The 19379-nt window shown below is 40.4% G+C and carries 18 protein-coding genes; 4 read left to right on the top strand and 14 right to left on the bottom strand.

The window, feature by feature from the left end; all coding sequences use genetic code 11:
- Positions 1-10: 10 nt before the first annotated feature.
- Entirely contained in the window at positions 11-475 is a 465-nt protein-coding gene (gene gpt / locus PSF42_RS04845) for a xanthine phosphoribosyltransferase (protein ID WP_102139783.1), read from the bottom strand.
- Between the two features lie 435 nt (positions 476-910).
- Between gpt and pepD the strand changes: the two genes are divergently transcribed.
- Positions 911-2371, top strand: a complete 1461-nt coding sequence (gene pepD / locus PSF42_RS04840; RefSeq protein WP_125893637.1) for a beta-Ala-His dipeptidase — start codon at positions 911-913, stop codon at positions 2369-2371.
- Between the two features lie 47 nt (positions 2372-2418).
- Here pepD and dinB read toward each other — a convergent pair whose 3' ends face one another.
- Positions 2419-3474, bottom strand: a complete 1056-nt coding sequence (gene dinB, locus PSF42_RS04835; protein WP_125893639.1) for a DNA polymerase IV — start codon at positions 3472-3474, stop codon at positions 2419-2421.
- 282 nt (positions 3475-3756) lie between these two features.
- Between dinB and PSF42_RS04830 the strand changes: the two genes are divergently transcribed.
- On the top strand, positions 3757-4653 hold the full coding sequence (locus tag PSF42_RS04830; protein ID WP_272679551.1) for a glycerophosphodiester phosphodiesterase family protein: 897 nt from the start codon (positions 3757-3759) through the stop codon (positions 4651-4653).
- A gap of 197 nt (positions 4654-4850) precedes the next feature.
- On the opposite strand, the gene nqrM is transcribed toward PSF42_RS04830, so the two are convergent.
- The 8 genes from nqrM to PSF42_RS04790 all read right to left on the bottom strand — a co-directional run bounded on the left by nqrM (position 4851) and on the right by PSF42_RS04790 (position 12207).
- Positions 4851-5078, bottom strand: coding sequence for a (Na+)-NQR maturation NqrM (gene nqrM / locus PSF42_RS04825; RefSeq protein ID WP_102139747.1), 228 nt, complete (start codon positions 5076-5078; stop codon positions 4851-4853).
- Positions 5079-5096: 18 nt separating this feature from the next.
- The gene (locus tag PSF42_RS04820) at positions 5097-6128 is read right to left on the bottom strand and encodes an FAD:protein FMN transferase (protein ID WP_125893643.1); all 1032 of its coding nucleotides are present in this window, start codon (positions 6126-6128) and stop codon (positions 5097-5099) included.
- Positions 6129-6368: 240 nt separating this feature from the next.
- The gene (nqrF, locus tag PSF42_RS04815) at positions 6369-7595 is read right to left on the bottom strand and encodes an NADH:ubiquinone reductase (Na(+)-transporting) subunit F (RefSeq protein WP_213912863.1); all 1227 of its coding nucleotides are present in this window, start codon (positions 7593-7595) and stop codon (positions 6369-6371) included.
- A 15-nt stretch (positions 7596-7610) separates the two neighbouring features.
- A complete protein-coding gene (gene nqrE, locus PSF42_RS04810; protein ID WP_125893647.1) occupies positions 7611-8207 on the bottom strand; it encodes an NADH:ubiquinone reductase (Na(+)-transporting) subunit E in 597 nt (198 codons plus the stop codon).
- A gap of 4 nt (positions 8208-8211) precedes the next feature.
- On the bottom strand, positions 8212-8841 hold the full coding sequence (locus tag PSF42_RS04805; RefSeq protein ID WP_125893649.1) for an NADH:ubiquinone reductase (Na(+)-transporting) subunit D: 630 nt from the start codon (positions 8839-8841) through the stop codon (positions 8212-8214).
- Complete coding sequence (locus PSF42_RS04800) at positions 8834-9628, bottom strand: Na(+)-translocating NADH-quinone reductase subunit C (protein WP_272679550.1); 795 nt, start codon at positions 9626-9628, stop codon at positions 8834-8836. Before PSF42_RS04800 ends, PSF42_RS04805 begins: the two co-directional genes overlap by 8 nt.
- A complete protein-coding gene (locus tag PSF42_RS04795) occupies positions 9621-10859 on the bottom strand; it encodes an NADH:ubiquinone reductase (Na(+)-transporting) subunit B (protein ID WP_125893653.1) in 1239 nt (412 codons plus the stop codon). The genes PSF42_RS04800 and PSF42_RS04795 overlap by 8 nt, the downstream gene beginning before the upstream one ends.
- Before the next feature lie 4 nt (positions 10860-10863).
- Positions 10864-12207, bottom strand: coding sequence for a Na(+)-translocating NADH-quinone reductase subunit A (locus PSF42_RS04790; protein WP_125893655.1), 1344 nt, complete (start codon positions 12205-12207; stop codon positions 10864-10866).
- A 416-nt stretch (positions 12208-12623) separates the two neighbouring features.
- Between PSF42_RS04790 and PSF42_RS04785 the strand changes: the two genes are divergently transcribed.
- Positions 12624-13361 (top strand): L,D-transpeptidase family protein, encoded by a 738-nt coding sequence (locus tag PSF42_RS04785; protein ID WP_213912867.1) that lies wholly within the window; start codon positions 12624-12626, stop codon positions 13359-13361.
- Here PSF42_RS04785 and PSF42_RS04780 read toward each other — a convergent pair.
- The gene (locus PSF42_RS04780) at positions 13332-14099 is read right to left on the bottom strand and encodes a class II glutamine amidotransferase (RefSeq protein ID WP_125893659.1); all 768 of its coding nucleotides are present in this window, start codon (positions 14097-14099) and stop codon (positions 13332-13334) included. The genes PSF42_RS04785 and PSF42_RS04780 overlap by 30 nt on opposite strands.
- A gap of 28 nt (positions 14100-14127) precedes the next feature.
- Positions 14128-14706, bottom strand: a complete 579-nt coding sequence (lpcA, locus tag PSF42_RS04775) for a D-sedoheptulose 7-phosphate isomerase (protein WP_125893661.1) — start codon at positions 14704-14706, stop codon at positions 14128-14130.
- A 390-nt stretch (positions 14707-15096) separates the two neighbouring features.
- On the opposite strand from lpcA, the gene fadE reads away from it, so the two are divergent.
- Entirely contained in the window at positions 15097-17562 is a 2466-nt protein-coding gene (gene fadE, locus PSF42_RS04770; protein WP_125893663.1) for an acyl-CoA dehydrogenase FadE, read from the top strand.
- Positions 17563-17650: 88 nt separating this feature from the next.
- Here fadE and PSF42_RS04765 read toward each other — a convergent pair whose 3' ends face one another.
- Both PSF42_RS04765 and PSF42_RS04760 read right to left on the bottom strand, forming a co-directional pair.
- Entirely contained in the window at positions 17651-18346 is a 696-nt protein-coding gene (locus PSF42_RS04765; protein ID WP_272679549.1) for a hypothetical protein, read from the bottom strand.
- Positions 18343-19365 carry a hypothetical protein gene (locus PSF42_RS04760; RefSeq protein WP_272679548.1) on the bottom strand — a complete coding sequence of 341 codons (1023 nt, stop codon included), beginning with the start codon at positions 19363-19365 and terminating at the stop codon, positions 18343-18345. Before PSF42_RS04760 ends, PSF42_RS04765 begins: the two co-directional genes overlap by 4 nt.
- Positions 19366-19379: the final 14 nt, after the last annotated feature.

Below are 19379 nucleotides of genomic sequence, written 5' to 3'. Positions count from 1 at the left end.
AAACACAGACTTATTTATCTTGTTCACACAACGGTTTAACAAAAACGACACCCATATCCCATGGCTGTTCAATCCATGTGTCTTGTGGGATATCGACTACGTAATCATCAACTAATGGACGACCCGCTGGTTTAGCAAAAATAGTCACAAAGTGCGCTTTAGGGTACATATCACGAATAGCTTGTGCTGTACCGCCAGTATCAACTAGGTCATCAATGACAATATAGCCTTCACCATCACCTTCGGCGCGTTTAATCACGGTTAATTCACGCTGATTGTCATGGTCATAGCTAGAAATACAAACGGTGTCAACGTTACGAATACCAAGCTCACGTGCGAGAAGTGCACCAGGAACAAGGCCACCACGGCTAACCGCGATAATACCAGTCCATTGCTCTACTGGTAATAAACGTTGTGCGAGTTTACGGGCATGTATTTGCAACATATCCCACGTTACGACATATTTTTCGCTCATAAAATTCGGGTCCCGACTGCTGAGTAAATCTGAAATGTGTCTTGCGGAAAAAAGGTTGCGCGAGATTATAGTGATTTGGCCGGTTAAAAACCAGCAAAAAGCGTCATTCACCATTAATTATTATCATTTACACTGTCCATTGCTTAAAAGAAAGTGTTATCCTGAGTTTATCAGCAATGCATCATTTAATTTTGCATATCAAGCTAGTAACTAACATAACTCAACTAAAAATCTCTGAGGTAATTTGAGTTGCTCGGTCAATAAAACTAGTGATGCCATACCCCAAGGAAATTAAATATTTTCCCTAAATAATTTGGGTTGTGGCTAGGCGGCAAATGAGAAAATCCCTAGGAGCATACATAAGTATGTGACTAGGGTTTACGAGTGAAGCCAACAACGCTACAACTCAAAATATGACGGGAAAAGGAGAAAAACGTGTCTGAACTTGCTACATTATCCCCCCAACCGCTATGGGACATTTTCGCTAAAATCTGCTCTATTCCACACCCTTCATACCATGAAGAGGCTTTAGCCGCACATATTGTTGATTGGTCAAAACAAAAAGGCTTTCACGTTGAACGTGATGAAGTAGGCAATATTCTGATCCGTAAACCTGCTACGCCTGGTTACGAAAACCGCAAAGGTGTTGTTTTACAAGCTCACTTAGACATGGTGCCACAAAAAAATAACGACACGGTACATGACTTTAAAACCGACCCAATTCGCCCATATGTTAACGGAGAGTGGGTCACAGCTGAAGGCACCACTTTAGGTGCTGACAACGGTATTGGTTTGGCTTCTGCATTGGCGGTTCTTGCCGATGATAGTGTTGAACATGGCCCAATGGAAGTTCTCCTGACCATGACCGAAGAAGCCGGTATGGAAGGTGCCTTTGGCTTGAAAGCAGGCTGGTTGCAAGCCGATATTCTGATTAACACCGACTCAGAAGAAGAAGGTGAAATTTACATGGGTTGCGCCGGTGGTGTTGATTTCACAACCACATTTGACCTGACTCGTGAAGCATTACCACAAGGCTATAAAACTTTCACAATGACCCTAAAAGGCTTGAAAGGTGGGCACTCAGGTGGTGATGTACATTTAGGCTTAGGTAATGCCAATAAGCTGCTAGCGCGTTTTCTGGCAGGACACGCAGAAGATTTAAGCCTAAAATTATTAGATTTCAGAGGCGGTACTGTCCGTAATGCGATTCCTCGTGAAGCCTATGCCGTTATTGCTGTTCCAGCAAACAAAGTTACTGAATTAACGGCATTAAGAACACGCTATGAAGATATTCTGAAAAACGAATTAGCTGTCGTCGAACCTAACCTTGTGCTGCTACTAGACGAAACACAGAGTGAGCTAAAAGCGCTTTCTGATGACTGCCAAAAACGTTTTGTTTTCTTCTTAAATGCGGCGCCAAACGGTGTAATTCGCATGAGTGATGTTGCTATCGGCGTCGTTGAAACGTCACTTAACGAAGGTGTTGTACGCCTTACTGAAGATAAAGCAGAAATTATCTTCCTTGTTCGCTCACTCATTGATAGCGGTAAAAACTACGTTGTTAACATGCTGACATCTATCAGTAAACTAGCACAAGCCCAATACCGAGCAGAAGGCAGTTACCCTGGTTGGCAGCCGGATGCAGACTCACCAGTCATGCATTTAGTCAGCGAGACCTATAACAAGCTGTTTGGTAAAATCCCTAATGTGATGGTGATCCACGCAGGCCTTGAATGTGGTCTATTCAAAAAACCTTACCCAGACATGGATATGGTTTCAATTGGGCCAACGATTCGCGGTGCGCACTCCCCTGATGAGCGTGTGCATATTGCAAGCGTTGGTGAGTATTGGAAATTATTAACAGCGGTTTTAAAAGCTATTCCTGTCAAAGAATAAACTGTTGATGACCTAAAAGCCAAACACCCATCACCAGATGGGTGTTTTTATAATTCGAGTAACAATTGTCGTTCAAGCTGCGGGCTTTGCAGCATGACATGTAAACCAACTAGCCGAACACCACGCCCTAAGCGACGATTATCCCAAACTTGTTTCGCTATTTGCACCAAATCTTGTTTATTAAGAACTGGATATACGTGTTCTTGTGTGGTTTGCTGGAAGTCTGCAAATTTAAATTTCACACCTTGGCGAGCAATTCGTAGGTCAGGTTTTACCTTCGCCAAACGCCGTTGTAATTCGTCATATAATTTATCAAGTAACTGTAAACAATCGGTCCATTGGTCAATATCCACTGCAAGCGTGCGTTCAACCCCCACTGATTTTCTTAGCCTATCAGGGTTAATAGCTCGCTCATCGATACCATGGCAACGCTCCCATAGTACCTGCCCAAATTTACCCATACTTTTAATCAATGCAACAACATCATATTTTTGAACATCAGCACAAGTCATCAACCCCATATCCGCTAATTTTTGGGCTGTTACCTTACCCACACCAGGGATCTTTTTTAGAGGCAAGTTAAGAACGAATTGTTCGATATTTTGCGGAGTGATTACGAATTGACCATTAGGTTTATTCATATCTGAAGCAATCTTTGCCAAAAATTTTATTGGCGCTATCCCTGCTGAAGCCGTTAATTGCAGTTCATCGAAAATTTGCTGACGAATAGCCTCTGCGATTAACGTAGCAGAGCCGTGCAATTGTGTGCAATCCGTGACATCCAAATAAGCTTCATCAAGAGAAAGCGGTTCTATGAGGTCTGTATAGCGTGCAAATATCTTTTGAATATGCAAAGAGGTTTCTTTATAAAGTGCCATATGCCCAGGAACAACTTTCAAGTGCGGGCAAAGCCTAAGTGCAATTGCTGTGGACATCGCACTGTGAACACCGTAGCGACGAGCTTCATAATTTGCAGTGCTAATCACACCTCGACGGTCTGCACTTCCCCCCACCGCAATAGGCACATTGCGAAGGCTGGGATCGTCCCGCATTTCTATCGCTGCATAAAAGCAGTCCATATCAATATGAATAATTTTACGCACGGGTTAGCTCTGCCAATCAAACACCTGATTAAATATACAGTATATTTATTGGCTATGCAATTATTGCTACGTCACCATAAAATTGATGAACAGGGAGATAACTTAATGATAATTAGGCAATTCATCATATTGCAATAATTATCTGCCAAGCTACCTAATTAAATGCTTTATTTAAAGTTTGTCTTAAAAACAAGCATTAATACTTACTTTTAAACAAGAAAGTAATAAAAAGAGTTGTTTTATCAACGACAATACCTTGAAAACTATCTATGGATTATATCTATGGCAATTATATCAACATCAAAATATGTTAATTTTATGGCAACTCTCATAATACTGTTTGCTAGCCAGACCGCTTTTGCACTATCCCCTAAAATTGTTGCGCACCGAGCAGGAACTGCGGATGCTCCTGAAAATACGCTTTACGCTATTGATTTAGCGATTAAAAATAAGTCAGATGCGATTTGGGTAACCGTACAATTAAGTAAAGACAATCAATTAGTTTTATATCGCCCAAGTAAACTGGATGAACTAACCGATAAAAAAGGTAAGGTATCCACTTACACCGCTGAGCAACTAAACCAAGTCAATGCAGCTTACCAATTTAGCCAAAAACATAATCAACAATTTCCTTTGCAGAAAACCACGATTAGTACGTTAAAAACTATTTTGCAAGAATATCCGAATACAACTTTCTATGTTGACCTGAAATCACCTGATGCAGACCCTAATATTCAAGCAAAAGCTATTCTTAATCTATTGAAAGACACACATAGTGTTAATCGAGTACGTTTTTATTCAACTAATGGCGCATTTTTAAATGCACTAAAAACTCTTGAGCCTAAATTACAGTTATTCGAAAGCCGAGATGAAACTCGCACTATACTGGCAAATAGTGTGATAAGCCATCAATGTCCTATGAAAAATCATGAATCTGAAACCCGTTGGTTCGGTTTTGAATTACATCGAAAAATTGAAGTTGTTGAGAAATACACTCTAGGTGAAGCTCGTTCACCTGCGGTTATTTCATGGGACAAAGAAGCTATTGATTGTTTTAGAAAAAATGGCAAGGCTTATATCATTGTTTTTGGTGTTAATAATGAAAGTGACTACCAACTCGCAAAAGAAATTGGTGCTGATGCTGTAATGGTTGATTCACCTAAAGCATTTAAAAAATAATATACTTCAATATAAAAACTAAGTTATTTCAATAATAACTTAGTTTTAACTTACATTATTTAAAATAATTATTTTATTTTATTACATAATAACAAGTTATATTAAAGTGCGTCTGTAAGATTAAATTGTATAATGGTCTTTCATAGCGACCTTAGCCAACAATACTGTTAGCTAAGGTCTATAAATGAAGAGTTGAATTATATAATACGGTTTTTATTGAGCAGTTTTTTACGTGCTTCTTCGCGTGCCATGCGTTTCTTACGCGCATCACAAGGTTCGGGACAATCACACACTTTTTCAACACCAATACTGCTTAACCCACCGCAGCTACCTTGAATACTCTTACGCTTAATAATGTAACCAAGTGACATGCCTAAAAAGGCCAACAAAAACAGTGCAAAGGCTGCAATGAAAATATTAAGCATTTTTTTGTCCTCCCACAACTACTGTTTTTTGGTTAAAAACGGTTCGAATGCCTTAGTATAACGCTCTTCAAAACCTTTATCTGTCTTAACAATCATGAAAACAGGAATATTCATTTTTTCAGCTAAAGCAAACCCAGCTTCAGGCCCCAAAACATTTAGCCCTGTAGATAAGCCATCAGCACTCATGCAATTTTCTGCAATCACCGTAATAGAAACTAAATTATGGGTGATTGGTTTTCCTGTTTTCGGGTCAATGGTATGAGAAAAACGAACACCATCTTGTTCGAAATAATTGCGATAGTCCCCTGATGTGGCAATAGAACGGTCACCGGGTTCAATGACCTCCTGAGCTGTTTGGCTTACCCCATCCGCTACAGGTTTTTCTATTGCAATACGCCATGGTACTTCTTTACCATTTGTTCCTTTTGTACGTACTTCACCACCAATATCAACCATATAATTATTGATATCTAATGATTCTAAATATTCAGCAACAACGTCAACACCATAACCTTTAGCAATTGAGGAAAGGTCGACGTACAGCTCAGGGATTGTTTTAATTAGGTTATTATCTTGAACGGAGAGTTTTTCGATACCTGTCCAGGCTCTACGTTTAGCCAACTCTTCATCTGAAGGTGCTTTAGTCACTCTTCCTTCAGGGCCAAAGCCCCATAAATTAACTAAAGGTCCAACCGTTACATCTAATGAACCACTTGTCAGCTTATTAATTTCAATCGCTTTTTTAACCACTGTTGCCGTTGCAGCAGATACAGGGAATGGTGTATTCACTTCTTTAAATTGGTTAAAACGACTTAATTCTGAATCTGGGCGGTATGTTGACATTTGGTCGTTAACTTCTTCTAACCGTTTATCTATTTCAGCTTGAATAGCTTCAGGCTTTGGCTCCGAAGAGTCTGTAACATATTTAACCGAATAGTACGTGCCCATCGTTTGTCCCTGAAGGTTCTGTTGTTCAGGTCCACCACAGGCAGTAAGAAATAGAGCCGCAACAAATAGCAGTATTGGGGTATAGATTCTTTTACTTAGCATAATTTTCTCCGCGTCAATCATGAGCGCATTTTGTTAAGGTCGCCCAGACTATTAACACACTTTACATCGTCACCCATGCAGAGAATGTTCCAGTCAAAATAATTATAAATATATCGATTAAATGCTAACAAATTAGCACTTAATCGATTTACTAAAATCACAAAGAGGGAAAATATTTCCCCTCTTTAAAGTATTACTGCCTACTGACTTTGATAAGTCTAATAAAATCAGCTGAGTTGCTTAACCACCGAAGTCATCCAATAAGATATTTTCATCTTCAACACCGAGGTCTTTCAACATTTTAATCACAGCAGCATTCATCATTGGAGGCCCACACATATAGAACTCACAATCTTCTGGCGCTGGATGGTCTTTTAAGTAGTTTTCATATAAAACATTATGGATGAAACCTGTATAACCATCCCAATTATCTTCAGGCATAGGGTCTGAAAGCGCGACATGCCATGTAAAGTTTTCATGTTCTGCAGCCAGTTGGTCAAAATCTTCTGTGTAGAACATTTCACGGACTGAACGTGCACCATACCAGAAACTGATCTTACGTTTAGAATTCAAACGACGCAGCTGGTCAAATATATGAGAACGCATTGGCGCCATTCCCGCACCACCACCGATAAACACCATTTCTGCATCCGTTTCTTTCGCGAAAAATTCACCAAACGGCCCAGAAATCGTTACTTTATCCCCTGGCTTTAATGACCAAATATAAGAAGACATGATCCCCGGTGGGACATCTGGATTACGAGGAGGTGGCGTAGCTATACGCACGTTTAGCATAATAATGCCATACTCTTCCGGGTAGTTTGCCATCGAATAGGCGCGAACAGTTGGCTCTTTAACCTCAGACACATAACGGAACAGGTTAAATTTATCCCAATCTTCTCGGTACTCTTCAGGCACATCAAAATCTTCATATTTAACAACATGTGGTGGACACTCAATCTGAATAAAGCCACCCGCACGGAAAGGAACAACCTCGCCTTCTGGGATTTTCAGTTTCAGCTCTTTAATGAAAGTGGCTTTGTTATCATTAGAAATAACTTCACACTCCCATTTTTTCACACCAAAAATTTCTTCTGGAAGCTCAATTTTTAAATCTTGTTTAACGTTGACCTGACACGCTAACCGGCAGCCTTCTTTTGCTTCGCGCTTGTTAATGTGAGAAAGCTCAGTTGGCAGGATATCACCACCGCCTTCTTTGATTGTCACACGGCATTGACCACAAGAACCACCACCACCACACGCTGATGAAACAAAAATACCTTGGTTTGATAACATGCCTAATAGCTTGTCACCCGCTGGAGCTTCAAAGCTTTTGTCTGGATCGCCATTAACTTCAACTTTGATGTTCCCTGTATTGACTAGCTTGGATTTTGCAAACAGGATTAAACCTGTCAGCACCAAGACAATCAGGGTAAACATCACGACACCTAAAATAATAATTTCCATGAATTCTTCTCGCCTTTATAGCTGCACACCGGAGAAGGACATAAAGCCCAATGCCATTAAACCGGTTGTCACAAAGGTGATACCTAACCCTTTTAGACCCGATGGAATATCTGAGTACTTCATCTTCTCACGGATAGCCGCCAGTAATACGATTGCGAGCATCCAACCGATCCCCGAACCAAACCCATACACGACCGATTCGCTAAAGTTATAATCACGTTGAGCCATGAAAGAAACACCACCGAAAATTGCACAGTTAACGGTAATCAATGGCAAAAAGATACCTAACGCGTTATACAGTGACGGGAAGTAGCGGTCTAAAATCATTTCCAGGATCTGAACTAACGCGGCAATAACCCCGATAAAAGTGATGAAGTTCAAGAAGGATAAGTCAACACCTTCCGCAATCGCACCATCACGTAATACCAAGTTGTATACCAAGTTATTGGCTGGAACAGAGATCCCAAGAACTACCGTTACAGCGATACCCAGTCCAAAAGCGGTTTTTACATTCTTCGACACCGCAAGGAAAGTACACATTCCCAAGAAAAATGCTAATGCCATATTTTCAATAAAGATGGCTTTAACGAACAGGCTAATATAGTGTTCCATGTGATTAGTCCTTCTCTACCTGAGCTGGTTTCAGAGTCCGTAGTCCCCAAATCAGCATACCAATGATAAAGAATGCACTTGGCGCGAGGAGGAACAAGCCATTTGGCATGTACCAACCACCGGTTTGTAGTGATTCAAAAACTGTGATACCAAACAATTTGCCGGAACCAAATAACTCACGGAAAAAGCCGACTAAAACAAGGATCACACCATAACCTAGACCGTTACCAATACCGTCCATGAAGCTTTCAATTGGTGGAGCTTTCATTGCGTAAGCTTCAGCACGTCCCATGACGATACAGTTAGTAATAATCAAGCCAACAAATACAGAAAGTTGTTTTGATATTTCATAGGCGTATGCACGTAAAATTTGGTCAACGACAATAACTAAAGATGCAATGATCGCCATTTGAACGATAATACGCACACTTCCCGGAATATAGTTCCTGATGAGTGAAATAAAGAAGTTAGAAAAAGCTGTTACTAAGGTTACCGCAATCGTCATAACAAGCGCGGTTTCTAACTTTGTTGTCACTGCCAACGCAGAACAAACCCCTAATACCTGTAAAGCAATTGGGTTGTTATCAAATAGCGGCCCAAGTAGGACGCGTTTTACTTCTTTTGAATCAGCCATTATTCAGCGCTCCTTCACGTACTTTTTTCAGGAACGGACCAAAACCGTTATCCCCTAACCAGAAATCAAACATATGTTGGATCCCGTTTGATGTTAGAGTCGCACCTGAAAGGCCGTCGATACCGTATGGGTTATCTGTAGCACCACCGCGCACGATTTTAATTGCCGGAACCCCCTGTTCATTGAACAGCTTTTTACCTGGCCATTGTGCTTTCCACTGAGGGTTATCAACTTCACCGCCCAGCCCAGGTGTTTCACCATGTGCGTAGTAAGTAATACCACGAGAGGTAACGCCATCTGCATCTACCGCAATAAAGGCATACATGACAGACCACAAACCAGAGCCATAAACAGGTAAAATAATTTGTGATACTTTTCCTGCTTCATCTTTAACCAAGTAGATTTCAGCACTATTGGCACGGCGGCGGATTTTTGCAATATCCTCTGCTGGAGAGAGTGCAATACTCGTTTCTTCGCTGCGTAGCTCGCTATTTAAGTCATAACGGCTAGTGCTGTCAGATAATTCATTAGTTTTAAAATTCAAAAGTTTAGGTTCGATGCGTTCCTTATACACATTTTGAACTTCCTCAGCGGTCATTTTAGGCTGTAGCAACCCAGCAACACTTAAAATGTTACGTTGAGTATCTAACTGAATTTGTTCTTGCTGCTGTGGTTTTAAACCAACGGCAGCACCTGCGACGACAATAGAGCACACTAGACAAAGAATAAAAACAACTAGAAATGTTCTGCCGACGCTATCGTTATTCATTGGTTTTTCATTAGCCACGAGCTTTTCTCCGCTTAATATTTGCTTGAACGACCAGATAGTCAAACAGAGGAGCAAACAGGTTGGCGAATAGGATCGCCAGCATCATCCCTTCTGGATAAGCTGGGTTAACAACCCTGATAAGGACACACATTACACCGATCAGAATGCCGTACGCCCATTTACCTTTGTCTGTGAATGAAGCTGATACTGGGTCTGTCGCCATAAAAATCATACCGAATGCGAAGCCACCAAGTACCATGTGCCACCACCATGGCATAGCAAATAACGGGTTGGTATCAGAGCCGATGGCGTTGAATAGGTAGGACATTACGATCATACCAACCATCACACCAGCAACAATGCGCCATGATGCAATGCGGAAGAACATGATAAGAGCCCCACCAATAAACAGCATCAGAGTTGACACTTCACCGATTGAACCTGGCATATTACCTAAAAAGGCTTGCATCCAAGTGATAGGTTCATGAGTCACTGTGTTCATTAGCGCATGCTCACCACCGGTTGCCCATTGTGATAATGGTGTTGCACCAGAGAAGCCATCCGCAGCAGTCCAAACTAGGTCACCGGAAATTTGAGCTGGATAAGCAAAGAATAAAAATGCGCGTCCTGCCAATGCTGGGTTTAAGAAATTACGCCCTGTTCCACCGAAAATTTCTTTTGCAACAACAACCCCGAATGTTATCCCTAATGCCGCTTGCCATAAAGGCAATGTCGGTGGAACAATCAGTGCGAATAAGATTGATGAAATAAAGAAACCTTCATTGATTTCATGGCCACGAATAATCGCAAATAAGATTTCCCAGAAGCCACCAACAGCAAACACTACAGCATAAATAGGAAGGAAATATACTGCACCCAGCAGCATTTTACTTCCCCACCCTGCATCCATCGAAAGCGATGCGCCTAAAAACTGCGCTAAGCTATAATGCCAATCACTCGCGAGAACTTGCTGTAACTCAGCCCCGCTATATAATTGGTGCAATGCTGGGATAGCTTGGTTACCAACGTTATACATTCCCCAAAACATTGCTGGGAAAACCGCTAGCCATACCAATATCATCATACGTTTCAGGTCGATGGTATCCCTGACATGAGAACGCCCTTTTGTTACCGTACCCGGCGTATAAAAAACAGTCGAAACTGCTTCAAATAACGCATAGTATTTTTCTAGCTTTCCACCGGGCTCGAAATGGTGCTCATACTTTTCAAATAAATTTTTCAGACCCATGGAATCACCCTTCTAGCTCAATCTTGGTCAGAACATCACGTAATACCGGACCATATTCATATTTCGCTGGGCAAACGTAGGTACATAAACCTAAATCTTCTTCGTCCAACTCTAAACAGCCCAATTCTTGTGATGTGTCAGTGTCTCCGGCAAGGAGATCGCGCAATAAATGAGTGACCATGATATCAAGAGGCATGACTCGCTCGTAGTTACCAATTGGTACCATCGAACGCTCGCCACCGTTCATTGTCGTTGTAAAATTAAAGCGTTTATTTTTCAAGAAGTGCCCGATTGTGGTACGAGTAATCGTAAATTTATTAACACCAGGCATAATCCAGCCAAATAATTCTTTATCGCGACCTTCGGCTAACACTGAGACTTGATTATGAAAACGACCAAGATAGTGATGAGTATCATCGCATGTCACGCCCCAAAGGACTGAACCCGAAATAATACGGTTTTCACCTGCTTTAAGCTGACCTTGTGTTAATTCATATAAATCAGCACCTAGGCGAGTACGCAAAAGACGTGGTTTTTCAACTTGTGGCCCTGCCAATGAAATCACGCGGTCTGTGTATAGGTGACCCGTAACAAATAGCTTACCAATAGCAATAACGTCTTGGTAATTAAGGCTCCAAACTTTTTTCTTAATACTAACAGGTTCTAAGAAATGAATATGAGTTCCCGCTAAACCAGCAGGATGCGGCCCTGCAAACTGAGTATAAGAAATTTGGTTATGTGTTGTGTTCTTCGGTAAGTCTCCCTCTCCATGACACACATGGATTTTACCTTCCGTTAAGCGACTTAAAACCAAAAGCCCATCGTTAAATGCTTGTTCTTGCTCTTGAATAACTAAAACAGGATCCGCTGCAAGTGGGTTAGTATCCATTGCAGTGACAAAAATAGCGACAGGTGAAGAACCAGGCTGAGGTGAACGGCTAAATGGACGCGTTCTTAAAGATGTCCACATACCCGATTTTATCAAATTATCTTCAACTTGCTGTTGAGTTAACGTTGATAGCTCATCACGAGTATAAGCTGCGAAAGTTTCTTGTTCGTCACCATCAATTTCGATGACAACAGATTGAAGCACACGACGCTCACCACGATTAATCGCAATAATTTGACCACAGGCGGGGCTTGTAAACAAAACCCCTGGGTTCTTTTTATCTTCAAAAAGAACCTGTCCTTTAACTACACGCTCACCTTCTTTAACCAGCATCGAAGGACGCATTCCGACATATTCCTCACCTAGCAAAGCTACGTGTTGAATTTTCGGGCCGTCTTCTATCACTTGGGCTGGCTCACCTGCGATAGGAAGGTTGAGGCCTTTTTTAATTTTAATCATAAGATCTGCACAAGTTTATCAGTTAAACCCTAAGCTAACGATTCAGCAATGAATGATAGCGACTCATTAAATAAAAAATAGCTCAAGCAATTGTCATCACTTAAGCAGGTATTCTCACATAATTGTTACTAAATTTTATCTTCTGCCAACTATAATTTTATCAGTTCCCACTCGCTATGTCCGGCTATAGAAGTGACATAGTTCAAGCAAATTGCATTAATATTTAAATTTTTCTGTTAACAATTCGTTATTATCGATGCTTTAGCTCATATTTATCGACTAATGTTTATTTTTTAAGCAATAAAGGTCCATCTAAAAACTATTAACAAACTATATTAATTTCCGATTTACTCATCTAGAATGCATAAAATATGTACTCTTTTTATTCAATAACATTTTCGTGATATGGCTTAAATATGAAATTAAGTAAATTTTTTAGTGCAATTTTCTTATTTACACTCATATATTCCCCTGCTATTCAGGCGAGTAACTATTCATTTCTACTTAACAATAACGTATCTGATAACCTAAACACATCTATTTTTATTCAAATATTTAAGCAAGAAGGTTTATTAGAACTCTATCAAAAAACGCCATCAGGAAAATATGAGTTATCGAAAACGTACCCAATTTGTAAATTTTCAGGCGGGCTAGGTCCCAAAAAAATTGAGGGTGACCTGAAAAGCCCGGAAGGATTTTATCAAATTACAGCAGAACAGCTCAATCCTAACAGTCGGTATTACCGATCTATCAATATTGGTTTTCCTAATGAGTTTGATAAAGCACAAGGCTATAACGGTAGCTATCTTATGATCCATGGCAGTTGCGTTTCTGTAGGATGTTATGCCATGACGGATAAATATATGGGAGAAATTTACCAAAGAGTAGAAACGGCCTTACTCAGTGGCCAACCTGTCATTAACGTCAGCATTTATCCATTTAGAATGACAAATGAAAATATGCTGCGCTACCGCAATTCCAGCCACTATAGCTTTTGGAAACAACTCCAACCTGCTTACGACTATTTCAACCGTACAGGAAGACCCGCCGAGGTGTCCGTCGCGTTCGGTAAATATGCAGTTATTGACCAAACTGAAACCCCAACAAAATTGTTAGGGTCTAAATCACAATATGCGCTCACCAAGATAGAATAAGACAAAGTTGCCAGGTTCAATTCGCTGCCAATTTTCGTTACCCGTTAGTGGTTGCGTAGCAATGACAGAAACGACATCAGTAGGTGTCGTACATTGTTCAAAATCGATTTCAATATCTTGGTCAAGTAATTTAGCTTTACCAAATGGTGCCTTGCGCGTTAACCAATGTAAATTCGTTGAACTAAATGCCATCATATATTGCCCATCAGACAGCAACATATTAAACACACCTTTATGACGCAATTGGTCAGCTAAGGTCGCAATAAAGCGGAATACACTTTTCCAATTCGATGGCCTGCGTGGATACTTTTCACTGAGTTGATGCAGTATCCAGCAAAATGCCCATTCGCTATCGGTTTCACCTATCGGGCAATAGCGGCCAGTTTTCAGTGTGCGATATCCCTTTAACTGCCCATTGTGCGCATACGTCCAATTGCGCCCCCATAGCTCTCGAGTAAAGGGGTGAGTGTTTACTAACGACACATCCCCTCGGTTTGCTTGGCGAATATGAGCAACAATACTTTCTGACTTAATCGGGTATTCCTGCACAAAGCGAGCGACTGGTGACAAAAAACTCGGTTGGGGATCTTTAAATGTGCGACACCCGAGCCCCTCATAAAAGGTAATTCCCCAGCCATCTTTATGTGGGCCAGTTTGCCCACCTCGGGAAATTAACCCACTTAGGCTAAACGAAATATCGGTTGGAACGTTGGCACTCATGCCAAGTAACTCGCACATTTAAAAACTCCTGAAACAGTAATAACTGTTATTTCACCATCTCTTTTTCAATTAACTGAATTAAGATATGAATAACTTTAATATGAATTTCTTGGATACGGTCGGCATACCCAAAGTGTGGAACTCGAATTTCGATATCCGCGGTGCCGGCCATTTTCCCGCCATCTTTACCTGTTAGCGTGATGACTTTCATGCCTTTTTCACGTGCAGCCGCAATCGCTTTAATGATATTTCCTGAATTACCAGAGGTAGAAATTCCGAGTAAAACATCCCCTTTCATACCTACAGCTTCGATAAAACGTGAAAACACATATTCATAGCCGAAGTCATTACTCACGCAAGATATATGACTCACATCTGATATTGCGATCGCAGGATAGCCAGGGCGATTTTCGCGGTAACGTCCTGTTAATTCTTCAGCAAAATGCATTGCATCACAGTGAGATCCTCCATTACCACAAGATAATACTTTGCCACCCGCTTTAAAAGAGTCAGCGAGTAGAACTGCGGCCTGTTGGATAGCAGCGATATTCGCATCATCGTTAAGAAAATTCGATAACGTTTCGGCCGCTTCTGTCAGCTCACCACGGATTAAGTCTTGATACATGAGATTTCCTCTTAATTAAGAATACGTTATAGAAAGTACGATTAATTCATATCCAAATTATCCTAAAAGAAAAATAGCGCTCCATGGCAAAACTCAAATAGATATCAGTAATTAATCTTTAATAGTCAGATTGTTGCACAGGGATAATTTTGTTTCTACTTTTGATTGTGCTGTCTTGATCCTATCGACAAAGTTCATCGGAACTCATAACCAATCACCTTACTTTTTATAAAGCCAATAAAACAAATTCCGACGATAACTTCCTTTATATGACGTTTTTGTGAGCTAAGTTGTAATTAAGATGTAAATATATTGCTAACTCTTTATTAATGGGTATAGATTAAAGCAACAAACAGGTCAGACCTCTTACAAGTGGATGGGAGCTTAATTATGATCCTTCTCAGCATTGTGTTATTTCTCGCCTTAATCGGCGTACTTTGTTATCACAGAACCGCTTTAATTTTTAGCACAGTATTGTTATTAGCCTACACCGCAGTGATGGGCGCCATGAACCTTTGGAGCTACTGGCTGTTACTACCAGTCGCCTTGGTATTATTTCCTTTTGTATTCAGCCCAGTCCGCCAATCTCTTTTCTCCGCTCGTGCGATGAAAATGTTCCAAAAAGTCATGCCACCGATGTCACGTACAGAAAAAGAAGCGATTGATGCGGGAACAACTTGGTGGGAGGGTGATCTTTTCCGTGGTGCTCCTGATTGGAACAAGCTGCACAACTACCCGAAACCTCAATTAACGGCAGAAGAACAAGCGTTTATTGATGGGCCTGTTGAAACGGTTTGTGGCATGGTCAATGACTTCGAAGTGAGCCATGAACTTGCGGACTTAACACCTGAAGTATGGCAGTACCTACGTGATCACCGCTTCTTCGCTATGATCATCAAAAAAGAATATGGTGGCCTTGAGTTCTCTGCATATGCACAGTCACAGGTTCTACAGAAGCTCGCAGGCGTGTCTGGTATTCTTGCTATCACGGTAGGTGTGCCAAATTCATTAGGCCCGGGCGAATTACTGCAACATTATGGTACTGACGAACAAAAACAACGTTATTTACCTGGCTTAGCGACGGGTGAAGAAATTCCATGCTTTGCGCTAACCAGCCCTGAAGCAGGTTCCGATGCCGGTGCTATCCCAGACTCAGGTGTTGTTTGTATGGGTGAATGGCAAGGCGAGCAAGTATTAGGAATGCGTTTAACATGGAACAAACGCTATATTACCTTAGCGCCAATTGCCACCGTATTAGGCCTCGCATTCAAACTTTCAGACCCAGATAAGCTATTAGGCGGTGAGAAAAACCTTGGTATCACCTGTGCATTAATTCCAACAAACACCCCAGGAGTTGAAATTGGTCATCGCCACTTCCCACTAAATATTCCATTTATGAATGGCCCTACCCGCGGACAAGATATTTTTGTACCTATCGATTACATTATCGGTGGTCCAAAAATGGCAGGCCAAGGCTGGAGAATGTTGGTTGAGTGCCTTTCTGTGGGCCGTGGTATTACATTGCCATCTAACTCAACAGGTAGTTTGAAGAGTATTGCCATCGCAACGGGAGCTTACTCTTATATTCGTCGCCAATTCAAGTTACCCATTGGTAAAATGGAAGGGATTGAAGAGCCATTAGCACGCATTGCGGGTAATACTTATCTTATGGATGCGGCGGCAACTCTCATTACCTCTGGGATTATGTTAGGTGAAAAACCTGCTGTTCTATCTGCTATTGTTAAATACCATTGTACGCACCGAGGCCAGCGCGCCATTATTGATGCCATGGATATTACTGGCGGTAAAGGCATTTGCCTTGGGGATTCAAACTTTGTTGCTAGAGCCTATCAAGGTGCACCAATCGCTATTACGGTTGAAGGGGCAAATATCCTTACCCGCAGTATGATTATCTTTGGTCAAGGGGCTATCCGTTGCCATCCTTTTGTATTAGACGAAATGGCCGCAGCGCAGGATAACAACTTACATAAATTCGACAAAGCCGTATTTGGCCATATTGGTCATGTAATTAGTAATCAATTCCGTAGCTTCTGGCTTGGTTTGACCAATGGCCGTGGAAGTCATGCTCCGACCAAAGATGAAACCCGTCGTTACTATCAAATGCTAAACCGCCAAAGTGCCAACTTAGCATTGCTATCCGATGTTGCCATGGGTGTGTTAGGTGGCAGTTTAAAACGTCGCGAACGTATCTCAGCTCGTTTAGGGGATATTTTAAGTAACTTATACCTCGCATCTGCAACTTTAAAACGCTATGAAGATGAAGGCCGCCAAAAAGCTGATTTACCACTCGTGAAATGGGCCGTTGAAGATTGTTTGTATCAGTCTGAAAAAGCGATGGATGACCTCCTGAAAAACTTCCCTAACAAATTGGTTGCCGGGATCATGCGCATCACGCTGTTCCCTACTGGCCGTGCGATGTCAACACCATCAGACCGATTAGACCATAAGTTGGCTCAAATCCTGATGGAGCCATCAGAAACACGCGACAGATTGGGCCGTGGTCAGTATTTAACACCTACGGAAAACAACCCTCATGGCTTAGTTAACCAAGCCTTGCTGGATATCATTGCCGCTGAACCTATTTTCGAACGTATTTGCCGCTTAAAAGAGCGTAAGCTCAGCTTTACCCGCTTAGATAAGCTTGCTGACCAATTACTTCCTGAAAATGTGATTACGCAAGAAGAAGCCGATATCTTGCGTAGAGCAGAAGCAAGTCGATTACGGACAATTAATGTCGATGAGTTTGAATTTGATGATTTGGGTGTACTTCCTACAAAAAAGTCGCCAAATGAGCCGTCAAATGAAGAAACCAGTAAGAAAAAGAAAGCGGCTTGATTGATTATTAAGTTTATTAAGTAATAAAAAACTCAAGGAGTTATTCGCCCCTTGAGTTTTTTATTAGTGTAAATTGTACATCAATTTTCTACGTACTCGGGGAGTTTTTTCGCTGTTTAGCCTCTAATATATAAGGTCGTAATTTAATTTTATTATCCCAGTCACCTAGCTTAAATTGGCAAATCTCCCCACCTTCATTTGCACAAATTGTTAGATACTCTTTTGCTTTGTCTATTTTTCCAAATTCATAAAAATAGATTTCAGAGGCGGCCTCTAACGCTAATAGACGGTAATAACCTTTAGTTTCTATCAACCTTTCCCAATATTTTATTGACTGCTCTAAATCAATCTCAACACCAACTCCGTGGTTATTAAAGTAAGCTAATCGGTATAAACCCAGCTGAAAATTAGGATCAATCATTACAGCTTTATTTAAATATTCTAAACCAATTAAACAATTTTCATCTGCAATTCGCTTTAAATTGACTAGACTTTTTTCAGAACAGGTCGAATCATCAAAATATAATAAAAATAAAAGATAATGGGTTTTGGCGTCACCTTTATCTACTTTATTTTTGAGTAGATAAAATTTCTCTGCTGTCTCAATTGGTGTCATGGCCTGAAAAAATTTTTTCTCTTCTTCATACTTCATATTATTAGTAGAAAAAGCAAGCATCCTATACGACGGAGGTTTCACGTCACTACTTTGTAAAAAATTTTCACTGTATGAATATGAATCATATCCACTGAGAATAAAAACTAGCACAACCAATAACCATTTCATATTAACCCATTAAATACGCGATCGTTATTTGATTTTAAAAATGGTAGTGTATTTTTCATTGTAGTCATTGATTCATTATTTAAGCTTATAGATGACTCACTATTAAATAATGAAATCAACTCTGCTAGTTGATTTTCAGGATGAGCTATATCTTTTTGTTTAAACCACACATCAACAATATCTGTTTTATTTCCATAAATCCAAGTTACCTCTGATATTAATTTATGTTGATTACTATTTTCATCAACATAATCAGAAAATGAATAATTTAAGCTTATTGATGAAATACCGGCCTTACTCAAACCTAATAATTCTTCAGACTGCGTTTTACCATCACTGTTTTTATCTCGCCATAACTTAAGATATTCCCAGTGAAAATCATCATTACTAACAAATCCATCATTATTGCTATCAAAATCCATTAAGCCATCAAAACCATTTAATGCAAAACAACCATTTTCTTTCAGATAATCATCCCCAAATAACTCACTAGAATCATTAATAATTCCATCCCTATTTTTATCCATTACCAATAATGCATCACTGGGAGAAACCCATCCGGTTTTTTTTAGCTCTCCATTAAATTTAAATAACACACCAAAATCATATGGTAAAGTTTCCACTCCATTATTATTTAAATCATTATCAAACACAGGTCCTTGTCCCACAATTGTCAAAGATGATGCTTCTGAATACTTATTATGATCATCGAATGAAATATTATCCGTATTGGTCAAAAAACTATTACCAGCACTAAAACCTATAGATACGCTTTCAAATTGGTTACTTTCCGGATTTGTGCCTTTAAGACCAATAAACACATGACCAAAAGAAGAATCCCCTATATTTGTATTATCACCTACAACATCTATATATTGGCTATCTGGCGGAGAAACAAATATAGTAAAGCTAGGTCCTCCATAGCTAGAGAAACCATTATCATCTAATTCAAACAATCGACTATCACCTTCATTTACGCTTTGTAAATAATGTTCTGGTATATATTCTTTAACATCCATACATCCCCCCTTTT

This window comes from Providencia sp. PROV032 (genome assembly GCF_028484875.1).
Lineage (GTDB): Bacteria > Pseudomonadota > Gammaproteobacteria > Enterobacterales > Enterobacteriaceae > Providencia > Providencia rettgeri_E.
This window is presented reverse-complemented; position numbering and strand designations above follow the sequence as displayed.